The sequence below is a fragment of the Paenibacillus sp. y28 genome (assembly GCF_037137075.1).
In the GTDB taxonomy this organism is placed as follows: domain Bacteria; phylum Bacillota; class Bacilli; order Paenibacillales; family NBRC-103111; genus JBBBNV01.
Genome location: NZ_JBBBNV010000011.1, coordinates 123,034 through 149,950 on the forward strand (window position 1 = coordinate 123,034; position 26,917 = coordinate 149,950).

The 26,917-nt window shown below is 51.0% G+C and carries 24 protein-coding genes and 1 pseudogene; 1 reads left to right on the forward strand and 24 read right to left on the reverse strand.

Annotated elements, in window-relative coordinates:
* Positions 1–36: 36 nt before the first annotated feature.
* A complete protein-coding gene (gene sleB, locus WBG83_RS11385; protein ID WP_336745137.1) occupies positions 37–828 on the reverse strand; it encodes a spore cortex-lytic enzyme in 792 nt (263 codons plus the stop codon).
* A gap of 406 nt (positions 829–1,234) precedes the next feature.
* Here sleB and WBG83_RS11390 point away from each other — a divergent pair, with 406 nt between their 5' ends.
* Positions 1,235–1,438, forward strand: coding sequence for a hypothetical protein (locus WBG83_RS11390; protein WP_336745138.1), 204 nt, complete (start codon positions 1,235–1,237; stop codon positions 1,436–1,438).
* A gap of 93 nt (positions 1,439–1,531) precedes the next feature.
* Here WBG83_RS11390 and WBG83_RS11395 read toward each other — a convergent pair whose 3' ends face one another.
* The 23 genes and pseudogenes from WBG83_RS11395 to rimP form a co-directional block, all read right to left on the reverse strand.
* Entirely contained in the window at positions 1,532–4,060 is a 2,529-nt protein-coding gene (locus WBG83_RS11395; protein WP_336745167.1) for an FtsK/SpoIIIE family DNA translocase, read from the reverse strand.
* A 222-nt stretch (positions 4,061–4,282) separates the two neighbouring features.
* On the reverse strand, positions 4,283–4,501 hold the full coding sequence (locus WBG83_RS11400) for a YlzJ-like family protein (protein ID WP_336745139.1): 219 nt from the start codon (positions 4,499–4,501) through the stop codon (positions 4,283–4,285).
* Positions 4,498–5,244: a ClpP family protease gene (locus WBG83_RS11405; RefSeq protein WP_336745140.1), complete on the reverse strand. Its 747-nt coding sequence runs from the start codon at positions 5,242–5,244 to the stop codon at positions 4,498–4,500. Before WBG83_RS11405 ends, WBG83_RS11400 begins: the two co-directional genes overlap by 4 nt.
* 171 nt (positions 5,245–5,415) lie before the next feature.
* Positions 5,416–7,092, reverse strand: coding sequence for a ribonuclease J (locus WBG83_RS11410; protein WP_336745141.1), 1,677 nt, complete (start codon positions 7,090–7,092; stop codon positions 5,416–5,418).
* A 190-nt stretch (positions 7,093–7,282) separates the two neighbouring features.
* Positions 7,283–8,164 (reverse strand): 4-hydroxy-tetrahydrodipicolinate synthase, encoded by an 882-nt coding sequence (dapA, locus tag WBG83_RS11415; protein WP_336745142.1) that lies wholly within the window; start codon positions 8,162–8,164, stop codon positions 7,283–7,285.
* A gap of 29 nt (positions 8,165–8,193) precedes the next feature.
* Positions 8,194–9,414 carry an aspartate kinase gene (gene dapG / locus WBG83_RS11420; RefSeq protein ID WP_336745143.1) on the reverse strand — a complete coding sequence of 407 codons (1,221 nt, stop codon included), beginning with the start codon at positions 9,412–9,414 and terminating at the stop codon, positions 8,194–8,196.
* A 67-nt stretch (positions 9,415–9,481) separates the two neighbouring features.
* A pseudogene (locus WBG83_RS11425) lies at positions 9,482–10,518 on the reverse strand (aspartate-semialdehyde dehydrogenase).
* Positions 10,519–10,551: 33 nt separating this feature from the next.
* Positions 10,552–11,154 (reverse strand): dipicolinate synthase subunit B, encoded by a 603-nt coding sequence (locus WBG83_RS11430; protein ID WP_336745144.1) that lies wholly within the window; start codon positions 11,152–11,154, stop codon positions 10,552–10,554.
* Complete coding sequence (gene dpsA, locus WBG83_RS11435; protein ID WP_336745145.1) at positions 11,151–12,050, reverse strand: dipicolinate synthase subunit DpsA; 900 nt, start codon at positions 12,048–12,050, stop codon at positions 11,151–11,153. The genes WBG83_RS11430 and dpsA overlap by 4 nt, the downstream gene beginning before the upstream one ends.
* Positions 12,051–12,207: 157 nt before the next feature.
* Positions 12,208–12,660: a dUTP diphosphatase gene (dut, locus tag WBG83_RS11440; RefSeq protein ID WP_336745146.1), complete on the reverse strand. Its 453-nt coding sequence runs from the start codon at positions 12,658–12,660 to the stop codon at positions 12,208–12,210.
* A gap of 39 nt (positions 12,661–12,699) precedes the next feature.
* Complete coding sequence (locus WBG83_RS11445) at positions 12,700–13,938, reverse strand: M16 family metallopeptidase (RefSeq protein ID WP_336745147.1); 1,239 nt, start codon at positions 13,936–13,938, stop codon at positions 12,700–12,702.
* A gap of 58 nt (positions 13,939–13,996) precedes the next feature.
* Positions 13,997–15,046: a polysaccharide deacetylase family protein gene (locus tag WBG83_RS11450; protein ID WP_336745148.1), complete on the reverse strand. Its 1,050-nt coding sequence runs from the start codon at positions 15,044–15,046 to the stop codon at positions 13,997–13,999.
* A gap of 135 nt (positions 15,047–15,181) precedes the next feature.
* Positions 15,182–17,287, reverse strand: a complete 2,106-nt coding sequence (gene pnp, locus WBG83_RS11455; protein WP_336745149.1) for a polyribonucleotide nucleotidyltransferase — start codon at positions 17,285–17,287, stop codon at positions 15,182–15,184.
* A 305-nt stretch (positions 17,288–17,592) separates the two neighbouring features.
* Positions 17,593–17,862 (reverse strand): 30S ribosomal protein S15, encoded by a 270-nt coding sequence (gene rpsO / locus WBG83_RS11460; protein WP_336745150.1) that lies wholly within the window; start codon positions 17,860–17,862, stop codon positions 17,593–17,595.
* 227 nt (positions 17,863–18,089) lie between these two features.
* Positions 18,090–19,031: a bifunctional riboflavin kinase/FAD synthetase gene (locus WBG83_RS11465; RefSeq protein WP_336745151.1), complete on the reverse strand. Its 942-nt coding sequence runs from the start codon at positions 19,029–19,031 to the stop codon at positions 18,090–18,092.
* 22 nt (positions 19,032–19,053) lie between these two features.
* Entirely contained in the window at positions 19,054–19,962 is a 909-nt protein-coding gene (gene truB / locus WBG83_RS11470) for a tRNA pseudouridine(55) synthase TruB (RefSeq protein WP_336745152.1), read from the reverse strand.
* Positions 19,959–20,936 carry a DHH family phosphoesterase gene (locus WBG83_RS11475; protein ID WP_336745153.1) on the reverse strand — a complete coding sequence of 326 codons (978 nt, stop codon included), beginning with the start codon at positions 20,934–20,936 and terminating at the stop codon, positions 19,959–19,961. The genes truB and WBG83_RS11475 overlap by 4 nt, the downstream gene beginning before the upstream one ends.
* Positions 20,933–21,289, reverse strand: coding sequence for a 30S ribosome-binding factor RbfA (rbfA, locus tag WBG83_RS11480; RefSeq protein ID WP_336745154.1), 357 nt, complete (start codon positions 21,287–21,289; stop codon positions 20,933–20,935). The genes WBG83_RS11475 and rbfA overlap by 4 nt, the downstream gene beginning before the upstream one ends.
* Positions 21,290–21,303: 14 nt before the next feature.
* A complete protein-coding gene (infB, locus tag WBG83_RS11485) occupies positions 21,304–24,135 on the reverse strand; it encodes a translation initiation factor IF-2 (protein ID WP_336745155.1) in 2,832 nt (943 codons plus the stop codon).
* Positions 24,132–24,455: a L7Ae/L30e/S12e/Gadd45 family ribosomal protein gene (locus WBG83_RS11490; protein WP_336745156.1), complete on the reverse strand. Its 324-nt coding sequence runs from the start codon at positions 24,453–24,455 to the stop codon at positions 24,132–24,134. Before WBG83_RS11490 ends, infB begins: the two co-directional genes overlap by 4 nt.
* On the reverse strand, positions 24,445–24,756 hold the full coding sequence (rnpM, locus tag WBG83_RS11495; protein ID WP_336745157.1) for an RNase P modulator RnpM: 312 nt from the start codon (positions 24,754–24,756) through the stop codon (positions 24,445–24,447). Before rnpM ends, WBG83_RS11490 begins: the two co-directional genes overlap by 11 nt.
* Before the next feature lie 35 nt (positions 24,757–24,791).
* Complete coding sequence (nusA, locus tag WBG83_RS11500) at positions 24,792–25,889, reverse strand: transcription termination factor NusA (protein ID WP_336745158.1); 1,098 nt, start codon at positions 25,887–25,889, stop codon at positions 24,792–24,794.
* A 33-nt stretch (positions 25,890–25,922) separates the two neighbouring features.
* Positions 25,923–26,384: a ribosome maturation factor RimP gene (rimP, locus tag WBG83_RS11505; RefSeq protein ID WP_336745159.1), complete on the reverse strand. Its 462-nt coding sequence runs from the start codon at positions 26,382–26,384 to the stop codon at positions 25,923–25,925.
* Positions 26,385–26,917 lie beyond the last annotated feature (533 nt).

The following is a 26,917-nucleotide window of genomic DNA, read 5'->3' on the forward strand; positions in this document are numbered from 1 at the left end:
GCTTCTACCTCAGACAATACAGCGAACCCCTGCTATTTATTTGCAAAAAATATGCTTGCCGATTTGTTTCACCTGCGGACGGGTCCAAATCCACTTGGAGGTCGCCGTTTCCGGGTTGAAATAATACAGGCAGCCGCCGCTGGGGTCCTGGCCGTTCAGTGCATCCCGAACTGCTTTGCTTGCCGTTTCATTAGGCGTAAGCCAGATTTGTCCGTCCGCCACAGCCGTAAAAGCACCAGGCTGAAAAATTACACCGGATACTGTATTCGGGAAGCTGGCCGACTTCACCCGGTTAATAATGACAGCGGCAACCGCAATTTGACCGATATACGGCTCTCCCCGAGATTCTCCATAAACAGCATTGGCCATAAGCTGCAAATCCTGGCTCGACAAGCCGAGGTTATTGACGGGAGCCAGCGTTGACGATCCGCCTCCCGATGTTCCGCTGCCTCCACCGGCGGTTCCCCCGGAAGAAGCTCCTCCCGCAGTACTGCGAGGCGTCATATCCGGCGTCCAATGCTTCGTTGCTTCCCAAAGCTTAACCTTTGTTTTGCCTCCGGCAATTCCATCCACACTCATGCCAAATTCGGACTGAAACCTTTTTACGGCCTGCAAGGTTTGAGAACCGAAATCCCCGTCAACATTCCCGTTGTAAAACCCGATCAGCTTCAAGCGGCCTTGAAGCTCAAAAACATCTTCCCCGTTCGAGCCGTATTTCAGTGTGGCGCTGCTAAACGTTTGTTCCGTCGACCAATGCTTTTTCATATGAAACCCTGCCACCAGCAGCAAGGTGACACTCAATGCAATGACAATTAGACGTTTATTCATATCGAAGCTCAACCTTCCTTTATCTCATGATGTTGGCTGAATTTACGATTATTATGAGATAGCTGGCTTCGTTCTATTCAACACATGCCCATAGAACTGTGCGTCCAATGATACAAATACAGACGCCGGTATCCTCTTTTTGAGATGGATAGTGGGCACAATGCGTGCCGCCATGCTAACAAAACCAACGCCGGAACCGCGCAATGATGTGGTTAGGTATCGTCTGTTATGCCAAGATACGGAAAGACCGTGAGCCTTACATGGGTTAGAAAAGCGCATTTCACGTGCTGTGTCGGTCACCAGAAACGAATAAATCCGGCTTGTCGTAAGCGTAACCCATCCCCGGTCTGCTCCGTCTTACTTAGAGCTGGGAAATTATGCCGAAGAAAAAAAGGGGGGACTATCAATGGCAGCCTACATACAAGCTGGTATCATCCTCGCGTTCATGGTCGGCTTCGGCTGGTATTTGGTCAAACGCACCTTGCCGGAATCAAAGCACAGTCGGCTGCTGTGGTGGGTTGGCTGCAGTCTTCTGCTCATGGCGGTTATGTTTGTCGTGTTCGGTTTGCTCAGCTATTTGGCGGAGCAGTCGCACAGCTATGGACATTAACTTGCATTACCCAGGCCTTACATATTGTCAAGCAGCGGGCTGCTGCAAAGCAAATGCCCGCAGACCGGAACCGGTTTACGGGCATTCAAAAAATTATGAACTGATTCGGTTATGGTGGTATTGCTCCATCGTGACCAGCACCTCACGCGGCTTGCTGCCTTCATACGGGCCTACAATTCCGCGGGCCTCCATGGTATCAATGAGGCGCGCCGCGCGCGTATAGCCGATCCTCATTCGGCGCTGAAGCAGAGATACAGAGGCCTGCTTGGCCTCCAAAATAATTTGTACGGCCTGATCAAACAATTCGTCTTCCACCTGGTCCTGCGTATCCGCAGTTTCCTCAATTTCCGGAACAAGCTCTTCCCGGTATTCGGCTTCAGCCTGATTTTTGACGAAGCTTACGACCGATTCAACCTCCTGATCGGACAGAAACGCGCCTTGAATCCGCAGCGGCTTGGAAGCGCCCACCGGCAAATACAGCATGTCGCCGCGGCCAAGCAGCTTTTCTGCGCCAACGGAATCCAGAATGGTCCGTGAATCCACCTGGGAGGATACGCCGAAAGCAATCCGAGACGGGATATTTGCCTTGATGACGCCTGTAATGACGTCGACAGACGGCCGCTGGGTCGCAATAATCAAGTGAATCCCTGCAGCACGGGCCATTTGGGCTAACCGGCATATCGCATCCTCGACATCCCCTGCAGCAACCATCATCAAATCCGCCAGCTCGTCCACAATGACGACGATAAAAGGCAGCAGCTCCGTGCCATCGTTTCTTTCGGCAATTAGCGAATTGTAGCCTTCGATATTGCGGGTTCCGCTTTTGGAGAACAGCTCGTAGCGCTTTTCCATCTCGCTGACAACTTTTTTGAGGGCCAAGGAGGCTCTTCTCGGGTCCGTCACGACGGGTGCTAGCAAATGAGGGATGCCGTTATACACATTAAGCTCAACCATCTTGGGGTCAATCATCAAGAACTTCACTTCATCGGGCTTCGCTTTGTACAGCACACTTGTAATAATGCCGTTGATACAAACCGATTTACCGGAGCCGGTAGCCCCTGCGACAAGCAAATGCGGCATCCGGGCCAAATTGCCGACTATCGCTTGACCGGAAATGTCCCTGCCGAGCACCACCGTCATTTTGGAATTGGACTCCAGGAAAGCCGAGCTTTCCATCACTTCCCGCATGGTTACCACGGACACTTCCGTATTCGGCACCTCAATCCCGATAGCCGACTTCCCGGGAATAGGCGCTTCCATGCGGATATCCTTGGCGGCAAGCGCCAGCGCAATATCATCCGTTAAACTGACAATCCGGCTTACCTTCACCCCGACATCCGGCTGAATCTCATAACGTGTCACCGATGGTCCGCGCACAACCTCCAGCACCTTCGCCCGGACGCCAAAGCTTTCCAGGGTTGCTTCCAGCTTCCGCGCGTTGGCTTTATAGTCGGAATGCTCTCCGCTTTTGTTCGCAGGAGGCTTGGACAACAGTGAGAAGGAAGGCATCTGATAGGGCTTCTCCAGCTTAACCTCCTTCAATACCACCGCGTCGCTTGCAGGCATATCTTCTCCTTGTCCGCTGCTGGAAGCCTTGACTGCCGGAAGCTGGCCTTGCTGCTCCTCCTGACTGCTGCCAGGCTCTGAAGCCGCCTCACCATGGAGCGTCACCGCGTCAGGATGATCCTGAAAGTCACGAATGAGCGGTATCGCCGGTTCCTCCTTCGGTGCATCTGCAGGGGGCCCGGCCAAATCCTGATCCTCGGAAGCATAAACGACGATTTCCTCCTGCTTTGCTGTGGCCTTCCCCTTCGGCAGTGGCAGCTCATCGTCAAACAGCTCCGGGTCATACTGATTTTGTGCAGCAGCTTTCTTGCTTGGCTGAAGCAGTTCAAAAAATAACGGCCTTTTCCCGCGGTGCTTGATGGGATTGAAATTTTCTTCGTCGATATCGTCGTCCATCGGCACGACGACCTTGGACTTGGCAGCTTTTTCCGGCTTTGTCTGCTTCTCCTGCTTCTTCGTATGTACGGCCTCCGAATCATCGGCTGCCGGTATTCGCAAATAGCCGAACCACTGCTTCAGCTTATTGGCGATATCTACGTAGGACAACCCTGTAATCAGTACAAATCCGATTGCGAACAGGGCGCATTCAATCAGTAACGCCCCCAGATTATTAAACAAAAAGAACAAAATCCCGTACAGCAGCGCCCCGACCATCCCGCCGCCCACCTCGTGGGTCAATACGAACAAGCCTTCATCGGACGGTTGAATGCCTTTTAGCATACTGTTCCAGGTATATTGAATAATATAGCCTGGTGTTGTCAGCTGCTGCTTCGGGTCGATTTGCTTGAATACACCCATATGACTCATAATGAGCAAACCGAGCAAAACAAGAAGCAAGCCGGTTTTGCGGACGGTCCACCGGGGCCATTGCCGCTTAATCATGACGAACAACCCAATGTAGATGCCGATAATCGGAAATACAAAATCCATCGTTCCTATCATAAACCTAAACAAATAGGTCATCGCTCGCGGAACAGGACCGGTCTGGGACAAAGCCAATACAGACAATATGATGACGACGATACCGATGAGCTCAAATTTTAGCGTTGTCTTCATCGCCGCTTTTTTTGTTTTCGCTGTTTTTTTCCTCGCCCTTGCCAATCAGCCCACCCCCGATAACATATTATACCATAATCATGACGAGGGGAACAGGCATTCCGTCTTATCAGCACCGATATTGTTTATATTTTCCATATTTTTTTTAAAGCATGTACAGCATTATGGTCGGCCGACCTCCGTCATGCAGCGAAACACCGCGCGCTGGGAGCTACGCGCTTTTTATATCATTCCTTGCATCCGGATTCTATTGCCCGGCGTTAATTGAGGATTTAAATATACATTCGGATCGGGAGACAGCAGCCGCACAATACGCGCTTCCTGCAAGGAAATCTGCTCCACTTGCATCAGAACCCCCTGATACTCAAGCTCAACCAGACTGGCGGGCTGCTGCTGCTGCTCCATAATTTGTTCCATCGGTACAAGGGTATACAGCATCATTGCACCATGCCTTTCGTTTGAAGCTGACGGTACTCCTCAATTCGGCGGTTCAGCTCCCTCATCGCTTCTCCCAGTCCGCCGACCTCATTAATCAAGCCATGCTTTACTGCGTCCGCTCCGATTACTGTGGTGCCGATGTCTCGCGTTAATTCTCCCGTTTTGAACATAAGCTCCTTCAATTTGTCCTCATTGACCTGCGAATGCCGCGTAATAAAACGAAGGACTCGCTCCTGCATCTTGTCCAAATATTCAAACGTCTGCGGCACTCCGATAACCAGCCCGTTCAACCGAATTGGATGAATCGTCATTGTTGCTGTTTCCGCAATGAACGAGTAATTGGCTGACACTGCAATCGGAACGCCAATACTGTGTCCCCCGCCCAAAACCAGCGTGACACTCGGCTTGGACAGCGTTGAAATCATTTCCGCTATGGCAAGCCCCGCCTCCACATCCCCGCCGACGGTGTTCAAAATAATAAGAATCCCCTCAATACGGGCATTTTGTTCAGCCGCAACCAGCTGCGGAATAATGTGTTCATATTTGGTCGTCTTGTTTTGGGGCGGGAGCACCATGTGTCCTTCGATTTGGCCGATAATCGTCATGCAGTAAATATTCGACTCTCCGGGAGCAGGTGTCCCGGCCTGTCCTAACTGCTGGATGGAATCCAACACCGCCGATTTCTTCTTATCCTCTCCCGGCGGGGTTACAGGCTGCTCTTGATCGTTATTATACGCTGATGTCACTTCACGTCCTCCAATCTCATCCCCTGCGAAAATAAAAGCCCTGAGCCGCTTCTAAGCAGGCTTAGAAGCCGCACCGTGGAACAGGCGCTTTTGTACAAGAAAAAAGCTTCCTTAGTATCCACTAAGAAAGCTTGATTTTATTCGTATGAATGGAGTGACTAGCGACAGGTTCTAAACTTCCATGATGATTGGTAAGATCATCGGTCTTCTTCTGGTTTGTTCGTACAGGAATCGTCCTAGTGCATCTTTTACATGTGTTTTTAAAGAAGCCCATTCATTCACGTTTTCACTCATCAGACGGTGAAGTGTGCTCGTTACGATGCGGTTGGCTTCATCCAGCAAGCCTTCCGACTCCCGTACATACACAAAACCGCGAGAGATTATATCCGGACCAGACAAAATTGCCCCGTCTTGTTTGCTCAGTGTTACTACAACGACAAGAATGCCATCTTGAGACAGCAGCTTACGGTCGCGAAGAACGATGTTGCCTACATCCCCTACACCCAATCCGTCGATTAACACGTTGCCTGAAGGAACCTTAGAGCCTTTACGGGCGACGCCATTCTGAACCTCAATCGTTTCGCCGATATCAACAATGAATACATTTTCTTTGTCGATGCCGACAGATTCGGCTAACAATCCATGCTGACGAAGCATCCGGTATTCACCGTGAACAGGAATAAAGTACTTCGGACGCATCAGATTGATCATCAGCTTCAGTTCTTCTTGACTGCCGTGACCGGAAACGTGAACCCCTGTCACAGATCCCGGACCATAAATAACATCGGCCCCGATACGGAACAACTCGTCTACCGTGCGGCCGACATAGCGCTCATTCCCCGGAATCGGAGTAGCTGCGATAACGACAGTGTCTCCCGGCAAAATATCCATTTTGCGGTGTGTAGAACGCGCCATGCGGGTCAATGCTGACATCGGCTCCCCCTGGCTGCCTGTCGAAAGGATAACAACCCGGTCTGCAGCCAGCTTATTCACCTCTTCAGGCTCAATAAGCATGCCATCCGGTATATGCAGGTATCCCAGCTCTGAGGCAATGGATACGACATTTACCATGCTGCGTCCGATAACCGTCATTTTACGCCGTGTAGCTACCGCAGCATCAATCACTTGCTGAATACGGTGCACGTTGGAAGCAAAGGTAGCAACCACGACCCGTTGTTTCGCTTTGCGAAACACTTCTTCAAGTTCCTTGCCTACTACGCTCTCCGAAGGTGTAAATCCGGCTTTTTCCGCGTTGGTACTGTCCGACAACAGAGCTAACACGCCGCGGCTGCCGATTTCAGCCATCCGCTGCAGGTCCGCATACTGCTCATTTACCGGTGTGTGATCAAATTTAAAGTCGCCTGTATGCACAACAAGACCTTCTGGGGTTTCCAAGCAAACGCCGACAGAATCCGGAATACTGTGATTCGTCTTGAAGAACGTTGCTTTCATGCATCCCATTTGAACTTCGGAATCCGATGTAATCAAAATCCGCTTCGTTTCACCCAGCAAACCAGCTTCCTTTAATTTGCCTTCGATAAGTCCAAGGGTAAGTCTAGTCCCATAAACCGGCACATTAAGCTGTCTGAGCACATAGGGTAATCCGCCAATGTGATCCTCGTGTCCGTGAGTAATCAGAATCCCCCGGACTTTATCCCGATTCTCTACCAAATAGCCGATATCCGGAATGACAATATCAATCCCCAGCATGTCCTCTTCAGGAAATTTCAAACCCGAGTCAATGACAACGATATCATTCGCGTATTGCACGCAATACATATTTTTACCAATCTCGCCCACGCCGCCCAGAGCGAAAATGGATAGCTTATCCATATTCTTTTTTGACAAAGCTAACCCTCCTATAAATTATTGACGACGATTCTATATACTGCAAACCATTAGAAACCGTACACCAGTCACTTTCCATCATTATACATGATTAATTCTCCCGAACACAAGTCGGAGGATACCCAAACTTAGCGTACCCTGAAACGAATCAAGCGATGCCCCTGCTCTACCGCGCAGAGCCGTCTCCCATTTACTTCCGCAGCAAATCGGCAATAAACCGGCCTTCTTGCTCTGTTACAGCCACCATCGGCAGACGAAGCCCACCTACTGCATAGCCGGATAACTGAAGCGCGTACTTGATTGGCGCCGGATTCGGCACACGATGCGGACATTCGAACATGCCCTTAAAAATCGGATGCAAATCCTGGTGCAGCTTGGCTGCAGCAGCTACATCGCCTTTGACATAGGTGTCGATCAGCTCGCGAATCTCGCTTCCGATAATGTGGGACGCTACGCTAACGACTCCATAACCGCCTACTGCCAGCAATGGCAGCGTCAGGTTGTCGTCCCCGCTGTACAGACGGAATCCTTCCGGAGCGCCTGCGGCGATACGAGTCATTATATCCAAATCGCCTGTCGATTCCTTGGTGGCGACGATATTCGGAAGCTGGGCCAGACGCAGGGTTGTCTCAGCGGACAAGGTTACCCCTGTCCGGCTTGGGATATTGTACAGCATCACCGGCAAGGATGTCGATTCAGCGATTGCTTTGAAATGCTGATACAGCCCTTCATCATTGGGACGGTTATAATATGGGGAAACCACAAGAACGCCGTCCACCCCGACTTGCTCCGCCTGCTTCGTCAAATGAATCGAATGCGCCGTATTGTTACTGCCGGTACCGGCGATAATTTTGCAGCGGCCTCCGGCTTGCTTTTTCGCAAACGCAAACAATTCCAATTTCTCTTCATCGGACAGCGTAGGCGATTCGCCTGTAGTCCCGCATACAACAAGGCTGTCAGACTTCTGATCTACAATGAGATGCTCAATCAGTCTTTCGAGCTCCGACCAAGAAATTTGCAGCTGTTCGTCAAAAGGGGTTACCATCGCGGTAACCAATCTTCCAAAATCCATCGTATTCAACCTCCCGCATTTAACCAGCACTATCTATTGTGAAGTCCGAAGGTCCGATGCAGCGCTTTGACCGCCGGCTTCATATCTTCTCCCTTAACCAATACCCAAATCGTAGCATTCGAGTCCGAAGACTGCAAGATCTGAATGTCCTGCTCCGTCAGCGCCTCCACGATCGTCGCCATAATGCCCGGCACACCGTTAATGCCGCCGCCGATAATCGACACCTTGGCGCATTGCTTGCGGTATCTCGGCGCGTAATTCAGCTCTTTCAAAATTTCGACCGCTTTATCCGCTACATGATCAAAGACCGTATAAACAACCCCGGACGGATTAACATTGATAAAGTCAACGCTAATATGATGCTGCGCCATCGCTTTGAATACCCGAAGCTGCAGATCATACTGTCCTTCCGCTGCGGTTACTTCGATCTGGGTAATACTCGGCACGTGGGCGATTCCGGTCACGAACCGGTCTGCAACCTGGCGCACCCCTCCGGCAAGCTCGCGCTGCCCGAAGACGAGCGTCCCCTGATCGGTCCCAAACGTATTCCGCACACGAATCGGAATGTTCGCTTCCATTGCAACTTCAACCGCCCGGGGGTGAATAACCTTCGCTCCATGATGCGCCATATTGCAAATTTCCGTATAAGAGACCTGCCCTAGCGGCTTGGCGTCTTCAACAATCCGCGGATCGGCGGTGTAAATGCCGTCCACATCGGTATAAATATCACAGACCTCGGCTTTGAGCGCAGCGGCCAGCGCCGTCGCGGACGTGTCACTGCCGCCCCGCCCCAATGTCGTAAAATCATTCGCGCTGGTTCGTCCCTGAAAACCGCAAACGATAACCACTTCCTGCTGGCTCAAATGTGACCGGATTCGTGTCGGATCGATCGAAACAATGTGGGCATTTCCAAAGACATGGTTTGTTAAAATGCCTGCTTGCGCTCCGGTAAATGCAGCCGCCGGGATACCACGTTCATGCAATAGGCTGCACAGCGTAGCCGCGGAAATCATCTCTCCGCAGCAAAGCAGCATATCCCGTTCCCGTTCCGGCAGCCGGTTCCCGTTTTGTTCGATCCATTCCAGCAGTGTGTCCGTGGCGTACGGTTCCCCTTTTCGGCCCATGGCCGATACAACCACAACCAGACGGTATCCGTCTTCTAGAGCATCTTGTATATGTCGAATGGCGTGTTCTCTGGCTTCTTTGGTTGAAAGGGAGGTGCCTCCGAATTTCTGCACCAGGATGCGCATTGGCTTCCCCCCTCGATGCTTGGCATCGACCCCGAGTAAACTTCCCAAAACGTGTCCATACAAAATATTACTTCTCGCTAACAAGACGCTCCGCGATTTGGACAGCATTCCACGCGGCACCCTTGAGCAGGTTATCCGAAACAATCCACATATTGAGCGCAAGCGGATTGTACAGGTCACGGCGCACACGGCCGACAAAAACCTCATGTTTTCCCGCGGCCTCTGTTGCCAGAGGATACTGCTGCTCCGCAGGGTTATCTTGAAGCACAATCCCCGGTGCAGAAGCCAGCAGGCTGTTTACTTCATCCAGATGAAACGGCTGTTTCATCTCCACATAAACCGATTCGGAATGGCCGTATACGACCGGGATACGGACACATGTTGCCGTAACCTGAATGGAATCGTCACCCATCATTTTCTTGGTTTCGTTAATCATTTTCATTTCTTCATTCGTAAAACCGTTATCCCAAAATTGATCGATTTGCGGAATCGCGTTGAAAGCGATTTGATGCTTTACAGGGAGCGCGCCAACCGGTAAAATTTGCGGTTCTACGTAATTTCCGGCCAAAGCCTCTTTGGATTGACGAAGCAGCTCGTCAATTGCCTTTGCCCCGGCTCCGGATACAGCCTGGTAGGTTGAAACAATAATACGGGAAATGCCGTAACAATCCTGCAGCGGCTTCAAGGCGACTGCCATTTGAATCGTAGAGCAGTTCGGGTTGGCGATAATGCCCTTGTGTAATTTCATTTGATCCGCATTCACTTCAGGCACGACCAGCGGGGTTTCCGGGTCCATGCGGAAAGCATGGGTGTTATCGATACAGACCGCACCGTGCTTAACTGCAAACGGAGCAAGCTTCTTGCTAATGTCTCCGCCGGCACTGAACAATGCAATATGAACGCCTTGGAAGGAGTCCGGAACGGCTCTTGAATAATAACGTCTTGTCCTTTGAACTTGACCGTTTTTCCGGCCGAACGACCGGAAGCAAGCAGCTTTAATTCATGAATCGGGAAATCGCGCTCCTCAAGAAGCCGGAGCATTTGCTCCCCAACGGCGCCTGTTGCTCCAACGACGGCTACATTAAAACGCTGTTGATTGGACATCCTTGTCTCTCCCTTTAAGCTTGGTGGCCTGGATCAGGAATTCAAATCATTGAATTTCTCAATAACCATGGGCTGCAGCTGTCTGCCCGCCAGGGCTTCTGCACACGTGTCCATAATTAATTCCATCCGGGCAACAAGGGAGTTTGGCTTCGCCTTCGGGTTATCCTGACCAAAGGGCACAAAATATATAAATTTGGCTACGAGCAGCTTCGCTATGTTAGCCGCGTTCAAGCCAAGTCCATCATTGGTTGAAATGGCCAGAACAAGCGGACGCTGGTTTCGCATCTGTGCCTTGGCCGCCATCAAAACAGCACTGTCCGTTAAAGCATTGGCCAGCCGGCTTGTAGTGTTGCCGGTACATGGCGCAATGACAAGAATGTCAAGCAGTTTACTGGGTCCGAGCGGCTCTGCTTCAACAATTGAAGAAATAATTTCATTTCCGGTAATATCTCTCAACTGTTTCTGCCAATCATCCGATTTGCCAAATCGCGTGTCAGTCGTCAGGATCGTATTCGAAACGATGGGAACCACCCTGGCTCCGGCATCGATAAACGACTGGATGTAAGGCATCACTTCCGCGAAGGTGCAGTGCGATCCGGTCAAAGCAAAACCTACCGTTTTCCCATGCCAATTCATTCCTTATTCCTCCCGTTCTTGAAGTCATCCAAAATGAGCTGACTGAGCGTATTCGCTATGATGCGTCCGGCTGTTTTGGGTGCGACAATTCCAGGGAGCCCGGGGGCCAGCATCGCTTTGACACCGCGTTTTTCGGCATAGCGGAAATCGGTTCCGCCGGGCCTTGACGCCAAATCGATAATTAACGCCCGATGTGGAATGTTGGCAATAACTTGCGCTGTGACTATCATAGTCGGAATTGTATTAAAAAGCAAGTCAATATTCTTCACCCGATCAGCTAATTCGTGCAAATAAAAAGCGTCAAATCCCATCTCAATCGCACGCGCGAAATGCTCCGGGCGGCGAATTCCGACCTTGACCTCCGCGCCGACGCCCTGCAGCGTTCTGGCCATCGTCAAGCCTGTTCTGCCCATCCCCAAAACCATGCTCCGCGACCCGTGCACTGTAATATCCGTATTCTGGATAGCCATCATCAATGCACCTTCGGCGGTAGGAATGGAATTGTAAATCGCCACATCATCTCGTTCAAACAATTCGACCAGCTCAATATCAAACTTGGCGCACAGCCCCTTCAAGAAAGGCTTCGCCATACCGGTATAAACCTTCGCCTGCTTCGGCAGCCGCCCGATATGATCCTCGGTTATCCGCAGGACCTCATCCGAAAAAATCGTGTCAACCACACCGTCATCATCAGTTCCCACGGCCGGCAGCACAAGCGCGTGAAGATCGCCGAACCAATCCGGCTCCAGCTTCTTTTTATTCACGCCGCTAAACTCGCTTTGCAGGTTGTCAAAGCCGACCATAGTTACACTGGCATCCAATTCCGCAAATTTATGAATGACTTCCAGCTGACGCGCGTCTCCGCCGATGAAGGCTACTTGCAGTCCGGTGAGCATGCCCTGTCACTCCCTTCGCCCTCGCCTAGATATGACATCTTATGCCGTGGCCCAGAGATGGGTGACTGCCTCAGAGCGGGTTCAGGCCCCATGCAAAATAATGCAAAAAAAGCACTCCGCTGTGGAAGTGCTTCTTCGCATCAATTTTCCCGGTTGCTCAGCTGACGCCAGTATGGCCGAAGCCGCCTGCTCCGCGCTTCGTCTCTGACAATTCCGCAACGACCTCAAACGAAACCTGAGGCACAACCTGAAATACCATTTGGGCAATTCGCTCTCCGCGCTGAAACGTAAACGGCTTCTGCCCTAAATTAATCAACAGCACTTTAATTTCGCCGCGATAGTCCGCATCAATGGTCCCGGGCGAATTCAAAGCCGTAATGCCATGCTTGAACGCAAGTCCGCTGCGCGGCCGGATCTGCGCTTCCAGCTCCGGCGGCATAGCGATGGCTATTCCCGTCGGAATAAGCCCCCGCTCTCCAGGCTGGAGCGTCACCGGTGTCTCAACGGCGGCATACAAATCAAAGCCGCTGGCCAGGTCGGACATTTTCTGCGGGTTCGGAACATCCTCGTTTCCGGGAAATTTTTTTAGCTCAACTGTATACTGCTGCATCTTCGTAGTTCCTCCTCAAAAGCAACGATGTTTAGAAGCTTAAGGCCGAATGACCTTCAACGGACCGTCCGAATGACCGACCATAGCAACCGCAAAAGGCTGCGAGAACATCCTCTTGGACACGGCTGCGATTTGCTCCGGGGTCACGGCTTCAATTTTGCGAATCATTTCGTCCAAATCTTCATGCCTGCCGAGCATAAGCTCGTTTTTGCCCATCCGGTTCATCCGGCTTCCGGTGCTCTCAAGGCTTAGAATCAGACTGCCCTTCAGCTGCTCTTTTCCTTTGCGCACCTCCGCGTCGGTCAAGCCCTTGGTCGCTACCTCATGAAGGAGCTCCGAGGTCAGCTTCAACACTTCTTCGGTCTGCTTCGGCGCCGTTCCTGCATATACCGTAAACATCCCCGTATCGATGTAGGAGGAGTGATACGAATAGACGGAATACGCAAGGCCCCGTTTTTCACGAATCTCCTGGAACAGGCGCGAGCTCATCCCGCCGCCGATTGCATTATTTAAGAGCACCATCGGGTAAACGTCCGGATCCTGGAACGCACAGCCCGGCAGGGCCAGGCAAATATGGTTCTGCTCTGTTTTCTTCCCGTGAAAAATCGTTTCGCTATGAAATGGTGCGGCTTCGGTCGGAATACTTCCTCCCTGGGCTGCAAAAGCCCCGAAAAACCGTTCAATCAGCTCCACTACCCGGTCATCAATGTTCCCAGCCACACTGATTACGGTATCGGATACAGTATAACGCTCCTGCATGTATTGCTTTAAGCTGTGCGGCTGCAGCGCCACCAGGTTGGCTTCTGTTCCCAGAATACTGTAGCCGAGCGGATGCTTTCCATAAGCGGCACGGGCAATCAAATCGTGCACGAGATCATCCGGCGTATCCTCGTACATCGAGATTTCCTCAATAATGACGTTTTTTTCTTTTTCCAGCTCTTCCGTATCTATCCGGGAATTAAAAAACATATCCGCCAGCACTTCCACCGCAATCGGCAGATGTTCGTCCAGCACCTTGGCATAGTAGCAGGTGTATTCCTTGGACGTAAAGGCATTCACGTTCCCGCCAATCCCGTCAAACACATCCGCGATATCTTTGGCGGAATGACGGTCCGTTCCTTTAAATAGCATATGTTCAATACAATGAGAAATCCCGTTATTGTCAGGAATCTCATTTCGTGAGCCCGTCTTCACCCAAATTCCGAAAGAAACCGAACGGCAGGTCGGGATTTGCTCCAATACGAGTCGCAATCCATTGGACAAGGTTACTTTTTCCATCCGTATCTCCTTTATGACGTTTTCTCGTCATGTACAATTGCACACTATTCGCATTTTATCAAAATTTGCCTTGCGGCTCAACGGAAGGCACCCGTTTAGGAGACAGCAGCTCGCTAACTGTACCAAGCGTCAGCCCCCGCTGCTTCATCGTTTGAATCATGCCCGGCAGCGCCCGGCTGGAGGAAGAGGTCGGATGCATCAAAATCATCGCCCCCGGTTCAATCCGGCTGCTAATCCGCATCTGTATCCAGGATGGGTCCGGTTTTTTCCAATCGACGGTATCGATGGTCCAAAGCACGGTCTTCAGCTTCAGCTCATGTGCGATCCGTACCGTCTGCATATTAAAATCACCCGATGGCGGAGCGAACAGCGTGTTGTTCACCTGAAGCTTTTCTCGCAGCAGCACCTCCGTCTTACGAATCTCCTCCCGCGCGGCCTCGGGCCCAAGCTTGCTCATATCCTTATGCGAGTAGGCATGATTGGACATTTCATGTCCCTCCGCTTGAATCAGCTTCGCCGTTTCTACATTTTTGTTCAGCCAAGAGCCGTCAAAGAAAAACGTCGCCTTTACCTGTTCCTTACGGAGGGTCTCGAGAATGGACGGGATATATTCGTTGCCCCAGGCTACATTGATCATCAGCGCAGCCATCGGCTTATTGGGATTTCCTTTATAAATTGGCTGTGCTCCCAAATCCTCCAGCTGCACAGACGGATCCACTTCCTTCATGACCCACGGGATTTCCGCCTGGGAATCCACCGCCAAGGACGATTTGGCCAGCAAAAAGGTTTGGTCGATGTCCACTTCCACACCATTGTACCCGGGAATGGCTTTCCAAACCGAGTCTACCTTTGCGTTGACAGGCGGAATGTATTTGGCTTTGGCCTCCGCGCGTATCCGTTCCAGCAGCTCCTGCTCCCGCTCATGAGTCCGTAGCTCCCGGCTGTCCAAAGCAAAAAGCTGATTGACGGTTTGTATTGCCGGTGCTTTACTGGTGGCCGAGCCGGTCTTGACCGCAGCGATATAGCTGTCAATACTGTCTATACTCGTCAAAAACAGCGATGCCACCAGAAGCAGTCCCAAAATCGGCAGCTTACGGTGGTGATTCATGTGCACCTTCCCTTTCCCCTACTTGTACATCATATGATGCGGGGGAAAAGATTAGACATATTACATCCTGCAGAAGCGTAACAAAAGAGAAAAAGAGTCAGATTTCTCTGGCTCTTTGAATGGACAAATATCGTTTTATTGCTTGGTTGTGGTCTCCTTGGCCGGTAAAGTAGCTTTACGGGACAGGTTGACACGGCCTTGCTGGTCGATTTCCGTCACCTTCACGGTAATGGATTCACCCAGCTGGATAACATCCTCTACTTTGGCGACCCGTTCATGCGACAATTGTGAAATATGCACGAGCCCTTCTTTGCCCGGCAAAATCTCAACAAAAGCACCGAACTTCTCAATACGCTTTACGGTACCCAGATATGTTTCGCCAACAATGACCTCACGGACAATGCCTTCGATAATTTGCTTGGCTTTGTCGTTCATTTCCTGGTTCGAGGAAGCGATGAAGACGCGGCCGTCCTGTTCGATATCGATTTTTACGCCGGTTTCTTCAATAATTTTATTGATGATTTTACCGCCTGCGCCGATAACGTCACGGATTTTGTCCGGATTAATGTGCATGACCAGGATTTTAGGAGCATACGGAGACAAGGATTTTTTCGGCTCTTGAATGCGGGAAAGCATTTTGTTCAAAATGAACATCCGGCCATCCTTCGCTTGAGCCAGCGCCTGCTCCAGAATGTTCCTGTCGATGCCGTCGATTTTGATATCCATCTGAATCGCAGTAACCCCTTGTGCAGTACCTGCAACCTTGAAGTCCATATCGCCCAGATGATCTTCCATTCCTTGAATATCGGTCAGAATGGATACGTGTTCGCCATCCTTGATCAGACCCATAGCTACACCCGCCACCGGTGCTTTAATCGGAACACCCGCATCCATCATCGCCAGCGTACTTGCGCAAATGCTGGCCTGTGATGTGGAACCGTTGGATTCCAATACCTCCGACACAAGACGAATGGTGTAAGGGAATTCGGTTTCGGAAGGAATTACGCGCTCCAGGGCGCGTTCACCGAGAGCACCGTGACCGATTTCGCGGCGGCCCGGAGCACGAAGCGGCCGTGCTTCGCCTACGCTGAACGGCGGGAAGTTGTAATGATGCATAAACCGTTTGCTTTCTTCCAAATCCAGACCATCCAAAATTTGCATATCGCCTAATGCGCCCAGTGTACAAATGCTCAGTGCTTGGGTTTGCCCGCGGGTAAACAGCCCAGAACCGTGTGTGCGAGGCAGCAGGTTAATGTCGCATTCAATCGGGCGGATTTCCGTCAAAGCACGGCCGTCCGGACGAACCTTGTCATGAGTAATGAGGCGGCGAACCTCTTCCTTCACGATATCATACAAAACTTCTTTTACATCCGAAAGCTTCTCCGGCGCTTCCGCATACTGTGCGGTGAAATGCCCTACTGTTTCTTCATTAATCGCATCGATGGCATCCTGACGGGCATGCTTCTCGGCAATGCTTACCGCAGCCACAAGCCGCTCGGCAGCGAACGCGCGCACATCCGCATTTACCTGCTCGTCCACAGCATGCAGCTTCACTTCCATCTTCGGCTTGCCTGCAAGCTGCACCAATTGTTCCTGCACCGCAACGATGTTTTTAATTTCCTCGTGCCCGTACATAATCGCTTCCAGCATGACTTCTTCCGGCACTTCGGCAGCATCGGCTTCCACCATCATGATCGCGTCTTTTGTTCCGGCGACAACGAGGAAAATATCACTCTTCTCACGCTGCTCCAGCGTAGGATTAATAATAAATTCGCCGTCAATTCGGCCAACGACGACACCGCCGACAGGACCGTTGAACGGCACGTCCGAAATGCTGAGCGCAGCCGAGGTTCCGATCAGCGCGGCAATTTCAGGAGAATTGTCGTGATCCACACTCATAACCAGATTCACGATTTGAACATCGTTCCGGAAGCCCTCAGGGAATAACGGACGAATCGGACGGTCGGTTAAGCGGCCGGCCAAAATCGCCTTTTCCGTAGGACGTCCTTCCCTTTTAATAAAACCGCCAGGAATTTTACCAACAGCATAGAGACGCTCTTCGTAGTTTACCGTTAATGGGAAAAAATCAAGGTCTTTCGGCTGGGATGACGCCGTAACCGTACATAATACGGCCGTATCGCCGTATCGGACCATGACAGCCGCATTGGCTTGCTTGGCCAGTCTGCCGGTCTCAATTATGAAAGGTCGCCCCGCCAGTTGCATCTGAACCTTCTGTTCCATAAGTACCCTCCTAAAATGACGATGCAAGCGCAAAAAAAGCGCATATGTATCTTTCGCACTGAATAAGAGTTCATCTTGCCTGAGCTTGTGCCCTTTACTTCTTCATTCAGCTTTATAAACGTCCGCATCCTCTTCATCATGCAGAAGATGACAAGCGCCGTTTATCCAGACAAAGGAAACATGCAATCCCATCCTAATTCTGCATAAAGGATAGTATTTCCTTCTTTTTCACAAAATAAATTAGGACGTTTAAAAAAAAGCAACCTTGTTGTTAAACAACAGGGCTGCTTTTGGGGTCATTCAAATTAGCGGCGCAAGCCGAGTCTTTCGATCAACGAGCTATAACGGCTAACCTCTTTGTTTTTCAAGTAAGCCAGCAGCTTCCGGCGTTGTCCGACCATTTTAAGCAGGCCGCGGCGGGAGTGGTGGTCTTTCTTGTGCGTACGCAGATGGCCCGTCAGGCTGTTAATGTTCTCCGTAAGGATAGCAACCTGAACCTCTGGTGATCCAGTGTCCGATTCGTGCGTTTTGTACTCTTGAATAAGCTGAGCTTTGCGCTCTTGAGTAACTGCCATCCTATTCACCTCCTTCGAATTATACGCATGCGTTCCCCGAATGCCCAGAAACCGTCGGTGAGAACGAATCTCCAAGCAATGGTTCATCAAAGCATGCAAATGTTACAACGATGATAAGTATATCATATCCCGATCCCAAAAGTAAATATTGACTCTAGCACAAAGTTGATATTCATCCGATGCACTATCAAATCTCAACAGAATAGCCTTATAGCCGAAGCTTTAGCCTAAGACGCGGACAAAATTTGTTTGGCCCGGTCCGCATCGGCATGAATTTGCCGGATCAGCTCATCGACGGAGGCGAACTTCTGCTCGGGGCGTAGATACGCGATAAAATGAATGGTCAGCGCTTTCTCATAGATGTCATCGGAAAAATCGAATAAATGCGCTTCCAGTGTACGAATTCCGGCACCTGTGAAGGTCGGCTTCGTCCCGATGTTCATGACGCCATCGAAGGTTTCCCCCTCCAGTTTAACCCGGACTGCGTAAACTCCTCCTGCAGGTACGACAAAACTGCCCGAGGGCTCCACATTGGCCGTGGGAAAACCGATTGTTCTTCCTCTGCCGTCCCCGTGCGTCACAATCCCGCTGACCGCATATGGACGGCCCAGCAAAGATGTCGCCAAAGGGACATCCCCGGCTTGCAGGCTTTGCCGAATCAGAGTACTGCTGACCTTTTCACCGTTTTGCACATAAGGCCTGACGATTTCAACCGCAAACAAACCGTGGGCCAGCTCGCACAGCGTGTCGGGATTCCCGCTGCCGAGGTAGCCGAATCTAAAATCGAAGCCCACGATAACTGTATTAAGCTTTAAGGAAGACAGCATTTCCTTTACAAAGCAATCCGGGCTGACATGGGAAAACATTTCATCAAATCGGACTACATATGTACAATCGATGCCAAGCTGCTCAAATAAAACCAGCTTCTCGTCCAGCGGGGTCAAATATTGCGTATAGCCCGTTTGCCCGAGAACTTCACGGGGATGAGGATGGAATGTCATCACGGAGGCCGTTAATCCGAGCTGCCTGGCTTCTGTAACGGCTCTCTGGAGAACATGCTGGTGCCCCAGATGAACACCGTCAAAATCCCCAATCGCCAACACTTGAGGCGATGACAAGCTGCTTAGCTGCTCGAGTGGGGCCGGGAAATGTAATTGATGAACCTGCATAAATTCAATCACCTACAAGTCTTTAAGAGAAAATTTTGACCGGCACTGCCTGCTTTGTATCCAAATTTATTTCATACAGTCCGACAAACCGCTGACCGGCGTACAGCCGTGCCGGCCGATCTGACGGACGCGCTTCAGGACTCAAGCCTTGCACCGGAAGCGCTTTGCCGCTGAGGGCGCCCTGCACTAGCTGTTCCGACAGCTGATAGGAAGGCAAGTGTCCGACAGCCTGATCCGCAGGAATGAGCCTCTCAGCCAGCTCCCCTGAACGTACAAGCTGTTCAATTTGTTCAAGCTGAAGACACCGCTCTGGTGTAATATTTCCGGTCCCTGTCCGGACAAGCTCATTCATGACAGCAGGCACGCCCAGCTTTTTGCCGATATCCACACACAGTGTACGAATATACGTTCCCTTCGAGCATTCAACGCGAAAACGGAATGTCGGATGAGCGCTATCCAGTTCCATCGATAAAATATCCAAGCTGTAAATCGTAACTCTACGGGATTTCCGTTCAACCTCTATTCCGGAGCGGGCCAGCTCATACAAGCGTTTACCGTCTACCTTTACCGCTGAGTACATGGGGGGAGTCTGATCAATGTCGCCCTTGAAGCTCTGCAGGACATCGATGATTTGCTCCTTGGTTACATGCACCTCTGGAAGCTCCTCAACGATATTCCCTGACCGATCCTCCGTATCCGTAGACACGCCCAGCATGATTTCAGCCTCATACTGCTTGGGCAAATCCTGAATATATTCCACCATCCGGGTAGCCCGTCCCAAACAAAGCGGCAGGACACCGGTTACTGCAGGGTCCAGGGTCCCCGTGTGTCCAATCCGCTTCATGCCAAGTATTCTTCGCGCCTTCGCAACCACATCATGGGATGTCATGCCGGCAGGCTTCCAAACAGGCAGTATTCCTTCGAATGTCATCCTAACGCTCGACCCACTTCCAATACAATACGTTCAACCACTTCATCAAGCTGGCCTTCCACAGTACAGCCGGCTGCACGAATATGTCCTCCGCCCCCGAACTGCTGGGCAATTGCAGCCACATCCACCTGGCCTGCCGAACGGAAGCTGACCTTATATGTGGCGGTGTCCGTTTGCTTAAACATCAAACCGACCTCGACCCCCTCGATATTACGGGGATAATTGACCAAGCCTTCGAAATCCTCATTCGAGGCTCCTGTGTCTTCACGGTCTTGAAGGGACGCGCTTACCCAGCTAATGCGTCCTTCATGGGCAAACGACAGCGTTGCAAGCCCTCGTCTAAGCAGCTCAACCTGCGGCAGCGTCATTTTCTCCAGAAGCTTTTCAGCCAGCACATGCCCTTTCACACCTGTGGACACCAGGTCCGCAGCAATTTGCAGCACCTTCGGGCTCGTATTCGCATACCGGAAACCGCCTGTATCGGTAAGCAATCCGGTGTAGAGGCAAACCGCAAGATCTCCCTGCGGCCGCAATCCCATTTCAACACAAAGATCGAATATAATCTCCGTTGTCGATGCAGCATCGGCTTTAATCACATTGACCGCTCCAAAGCCATCGTTCGTCGGATGATGATCAATATTCAGCAATTGGACATCCGCGGCAAAAAGCGAGCTTACTTGACCAATCCGCCCAAAATCGGCGCAATCCACGGCGACAACGTGATGAAAAAGGCGTTCCGGCTTCTGATCCTTGAAATGGACCACTTGGGTAAATCCGGGCATAAAATCAAACTTCCCCGGAATCGATCCTTCATTGATCAACGTATACGACTTGCCTAGGTGCTTCAAAAGCAAACCGATGGCAAACGTGGAACTGGCCGCGTCACCATCGGGCTGCACATGTGAAACAACAAGCACGTCGTCAGCCGCTTCCAGAAAACGGCTAGCAGCCTGCAGCTGACCGGCGTAACTCATCGTTCACTCTCCCCTTCATGAATTTTGCCAAGAAGCGCTTCAATCCGGCTTCCGTATTCGATCGAGGTATCAAACTTGAAAACCAGCTCCGGTACAATGCGCAGCCGAATCCGCTTGCCCAACTCACTGCGCATAAACCCGTTTCCGCGAGCCAAAATCCGTAATGTTTCTTCCTTTTGCGTCTCATCGCCAAACACACTCAAGTAAATCTTGGCCTGCGACAAGTCATTCGTGACTTCAACACCAGTTACGGTAATAAAACCGAGACGGGGGTCCTTCATTTCCGTTTGCAGGATTTGGCTTAATTCTTTCTTAATCTGCTCCGCTACGCGGCCTACCCGTACCTTCGCCATGCTGCGTCACCTCTCTAGCGTTCTACCTTCTCCATTACAAAAGCTTCAATTACATCAAGTTCCTTAATGTCATTATAGCCGACGATGGAAATCCCGCACTCATAGCCTTGCGATACTTCTTTAACGTCGTCCTTGAAGCGTTTGAGGGAATCAATTTTACCGGTAAACACTACAACGCCTTCGCGGATAACACGAACCTCGGCGGAACGGACAATTTTGCCTGAAGTGATCATGCAGCCCGCGATTGTGCCGACTTTGCTGATTTTGAAAATGTTTCGGGCTTCCGCGTGACCAATAATCGTTTCCTTGAAAACTGGGTCCAGCATCCCTTTCATTGCCTGCTCGATTTCATCGATGACATGATAGATGATGCTGTGCTGGCGGATATCGACCTTCTCCTGATCCGCGGTCACCTTGGCTGCCGGCTCAGGACGGACGTTAAAGCCGATAATAATGGCATTGGAGGCCGAGGCCAAAATAATATCCGATTCGGTGATCGCACCGACACCAGTGTGGATAATTTTGACACGAACGCCTTCAACTTCGATTTTTTCCAGAGAACCGCGAAGCGCCTCAACGGAGCCTTGAACGTCACCTTTAATGATAACGAACAATTCTTTAATCTCTCCGTCTTTAATATGCTTGTACAAATCGTCCAGAGTTACACGGGAATTTGCACCCATTTCCGATTGACGCTGCGTAACGGAGCGTTTCTCGGCGATGGAGCGGGCCTTACGCTCATCCTCAAACACCAGGAACGGATCGCCGGCTTGCGGAACCTCCGTTAAACCGGTAATTTCAATCGGTGTGGATGGTCCTGCTTCTTTAATTTTACGGCCTTTATCATTCACCATGGCACGTACACGTCCAAAGCTGACACCAGCAACAAACGCATCACCGATTTTCAGGGTACCGTGTTGAATCAGTATACGTGCAACCGGACCACGGCCCTTATCCAGCTCAGCCTCGATAATCGTACCGCGGGCACGTTTATTTGGATTTGCTTTGTATTCTTGAACCTCTGCAACAAGAAGGATCATTTCCAGCAGCGAATCTAAGCCAATACGCTGCTTAGCAGAAACGTTGACAAAAATGGTGTCGCCGCCCCACTCTTCGGGAACAAGGTTATACGAAGCCATTTCCTGTTTGATTTTATCCGGATTGGCTTCCGGCTTGTCAATTTTGTTGACAGCGACAATAATTGGAACATTGGCCGCCTTGGCATGGTTAATTGCTTCGACTGTTTGCGGCATAATGCCGTCATCTGCAGCAACGACCAGGATTGTGATATCCGTTACCTGCGCGCCGCGGGCACGCATCGTGGTGAACGCTTCGTGACCCGGTGTATCCAGGAACGTAATTTTCTTCTGGTTGATTTCTACTTGATATGCGCCGATATGCTGAGTAATTCCGCCCGCTTCGCCGGCAGTTACATTGGTTTCACGGATAGCATCAAGCAATGTCGTTTTACCATGGTCAACGTGACCCATGATGGTAACTACCGGAGGACGCCATTCGAGATCCGCCGGATCGTCTTTTTCTTCAAATTGCTCAAATTTATCTTCTTCTACCGGAATCTTGATTTCGACTTCAACCTTGTAGTCGTCAGCCACAAGCTGAATTGCATCCAGATCGACTTCCTGGTTGATTGTTGCCATGATACCGAGGAACAGAAGCTTCTTAATAACCTCGGAAGCGTCCTTATGGAGCAGCTTCGCCAGCTCACCGACAGTCATGGCGCCCTTGACAATAATTTTCTTCGGCGTATTGTCGATTTTCTCTTTCCGCGGCTCCTGCATCGGCGTTCTACCGCGTCCATTATTTCTTTGCTTGTTAAAGCCTTGGCTGCGGCCTGCTCCGCCCTTGTTATCGTCAAACCGTTTGGTGTTGTTCGGTCTAACAGACTTCTTGCCTCTGCCGTTGTCATCATTTTCATTGATAACCCGCGCCGGAGCATCCTTACCGGAAATTCTTGGTTCATTAAAACGCTGAGGTGCCTGACCTGGACGTGCACCGCCGGCTGGACGGTTTCCTGCCCCTTGACCGCCGGAGCGTTGTCCGCCTTGGCTGTAGCCGCCTTGACCGCCAGGGCGCTGTCCGCCTTGGCCGCCCCCTTGACCGCCAGAGCGCTGTCCGCCTTGGCTGTAGCCGCCTTGACCGCCAGAGCGCTGTCCGCCTTGGCTGTAGCCGCCTTGACCGCCAGGGCGCTGTCCGCCTTGGCCGCCCCCTTGACCGCCAGAGCGCTGTCCGCCCTGGCTGTAGCCGCCTTGACCGCCAGAGCGCTGTCCACCTTGGCCGCCCCCTTGACCGCCAGAGCGCTGTCCGCCTTGGCCGCCCCCTTGACCGCCAGAGCGCTGTCCGCCCTGGCTGTAGCCGCCTTGACCGCCAGAGCGCTGTCCGCCCTGGCTGTAGCCGCCTTGACCGCCGGAACGTTGTCCGCCGCCCTGCTGTCCCCGATGTTGACTGCCACGGTTTTCCTCGCGGCTTTGCTGATTTTGTGCTTCGTTACGTTCCGGTGTATCTGTCAATGCAGTCGTTCTCCCCTGACTTCCGGCATCGCTAGCTGCCGGTTTTGGTGTAGAAGCAACGTGCGCTTCCGGTTTTTTCGATTCGGCCTTCGATGGGCCGTTTCCACTATCCTGCCCCGCTCTTTTCGCGGCGGCATTTGCTTTGACATCCTTAAAAAACTGTTCTACTCTCTCCACTGCATCATTCTCCATTACGCTCATATGGTTGTTTACCGGCAAATTAAGCCGTTTTAATATCGTGATAATTTCCTTGCTGCTCATATTGAGCGATTTGGCATACTCATACACCCTTACTTTATCTTTGTCCTGATTGCTCAATCTGTTTCCACCTCCACAGGTTTTCCCACACTTTCCCGGATCAGCTTGGCAAATCCGGCATCGCAAACAGCGACAACGACCCGTTCAGGCTTACCGATACAAGCGCCCAAGTCGAAGCGGCTTCCCGCTTCAAGGAGCTGCACACCATAATGGCTGCATTTATCAGTAAACTTCTTTCTGGCATTCCCAGCAGCATCTTCAGCGATCAGCACTAGCCGTGCTTCTCCGCTGCGAACTGCTTTCAGCACGCCTTCATCTCCGGTGACCAATTTGCCTGCCCGCATTGCGAGGCCCAGATAAGATTTTGTTTTAGGATTCATGATTTCGCTCACATTCCACAGCAGCAAACTTCTCACCCAGAAGAGCGAATTGCTCTTCCAGCTTGTCATATACTTCCGAAGATAAATTCACCTTCAATGCACGGTCCAGCGATTTTTGCTTTTTGGCCCGGCGCAGACTTTCCAAACTTCCGCACATGTAAGCGCCGCGTCCGTTTTTCTTTCCGCTCAGGTCCAGCTCGACCTCGCCTTCAGGCGTCCGGACAACCCGGACCATTTCTTTCTTGGACAGCATCTTCTGGCAAACAATGCATTTACGCTGCGGCACCTTCCGCACTTTCATTAGCACATCACCACCTGGCAGCATTCACAGCCTGACTATTCCAGGCTAACCGAATCTTGTTTCATCTCTTCTGTATATGTCTTCTCGCGGCCGAACTCCTGCTCCGCCTGCGTCTCGCTCTTAATGTCAATTTTCCAGCCGGTTAGCTTGGCAGCCAAACGGGCATTCTGGCCCTTAATGCCAATCGCCAGGGAAAGCTGATAATCCGGTACGATGACCCGGGCCATTTTCTCGCTTTCAAACACGTCGACCTCCAGCACCTTGGAAGGGCTGAGCGCATTCGCCACATACTCTTCCACACTTTCGGACCAACGAACGATGTCGATCTTCTCCCCGCGCAGCTCAGTGACAATCGTCTGAACACGCGTACCCTTGGGACCGACACAGGAACCGACCGGGTCCACTTCGGGGTTACGGGAATAAACGGCAATTTTGGAGCGGAAGCCGGCCTCGCGGGCCACTGAACGAATCTCGACCACACCGTCAAAAATTTCCGGCACCTCAAGCTCAAACAACCGCTTCAACAGGCCCGGATGTGTGCGGGACAGCATAATTTGCGGGCCCTTTGTCGTGTTCTCGACCTTGGTAATAAAAGCCTTAATCCGATCTCCATGGCCGAATTTATCGGTTGGCATCAATTCGGTTAACGGAAGCACCGCTTCTACCTTTCCGAGGTCCAGAAACAAGCTGCGCGTGTCTTGCCGCTGCACCGTACCAGTTACGATATCTTCTTCGCGGTCAATAAACGCGTGGTAGATCAGGCCGCGTTCTGCTTCCCGGATCCGCTGCGTTACGACCTGCTTCGCCGTCTGCGCCGCAATTCGGCCGAAGTCACGCGGAGTCACTTCAATCTCAACGATATCGTTAAGCTGGAAATTCTGGTTCAACTCCCGCGCTGCATCCAGCGAAATTTCCATCCGCGGATCGAGCACATCCTCTGTCACTGTTTTGCGGGCATATACTTTGATTAAGCCGGTTTGCCGATTAATATCCACACGCACATTTTGGGCGGTATTAAAATTTCGTTTATAGCTGGAAATCAACGCTGCTTCAATCGCATCAATCAGAATTTCCTTGGCGATTCCCTTTTCTCGCTCAATCTCCGACAGTGCATCAATAAAATCCATGTTCATTTGAAAACAGTTCCCCCTTTCACTAAATCAACACTAAAATACGATGGCAAGTCTGGCGCTAGCCACTTGCGGCATCCGCAGTGTATGCTTTTTTTTCGCCGTTTGGATCACGAGCGTCTCTTCTTCATAAGACAACAACGTGCCTTCGAATTCTTTAAACCCGTCGACCGGCTCATATGTAGTTACAAACACATGTTTGCCTACGGCATTTTCATAGTCCTTCGTTTTTTTAAGCGGCCGCTCTGCCCCTGGTGAAGATACTTCCAAGAAATAGGCATCCTGGATCGGGTCCTTTTCATCCAGCTTCTCGCTCAGGAATTCGCTGATACGTCCGCATTCATCAATATCAATGCCGCCCGGCTGCTTGTCAACGAACACGCGAAGAAACCAATTGCTCCCTTCTTTGACGTACTCCACGTCCACAAGTTCAAACCCTTCACTATCCAAAAAAGGAAGGAGCATTTCTTCGATGGTGGATTTAATGGATGCGTTCATCCCGATTCCTCCTAGTCCGAATCGTTGTGTGTCTGTAACAAAACGTAAAGAGTGGGTTTCCCCACTCTCCGGCATGCAGACCTATCAACATTATTACCAGAAAAATTATACCATAACACTTCAGACCTTACAACCTGTTTGTTCCGGGCCCTCACGGCGAAATCACGAACCCATATATTTCCTCGAAATCGTTTTTTTCTTTTTTAAAAAATCACTAGCGTTGCATAAAAAGTCGGTGGCATAGTTTTCGAATAATTCTGAACAAGGTTTTAGTTTTCATTACCAAAAAGTCGATTGCCCACCAGAAGGTAGCTCTCTGTCCATTTGGTAAATTTATGTAGTTTCCCCTGAGTGACGGAAATACTAGCTCACTGTTTCTTGCGCCTACCCGCTGATTTTCGACTAGGTTTACGGTGAATTCGTTCCATCCATTGATGCATCGGTTCCCATAATAGAATTTTAAGCCAACGATAAAGCTGAAGAATACTGTGATGTGTAGCGGTGTCCAGTTTCATAAGTACGAGCAGACAAAA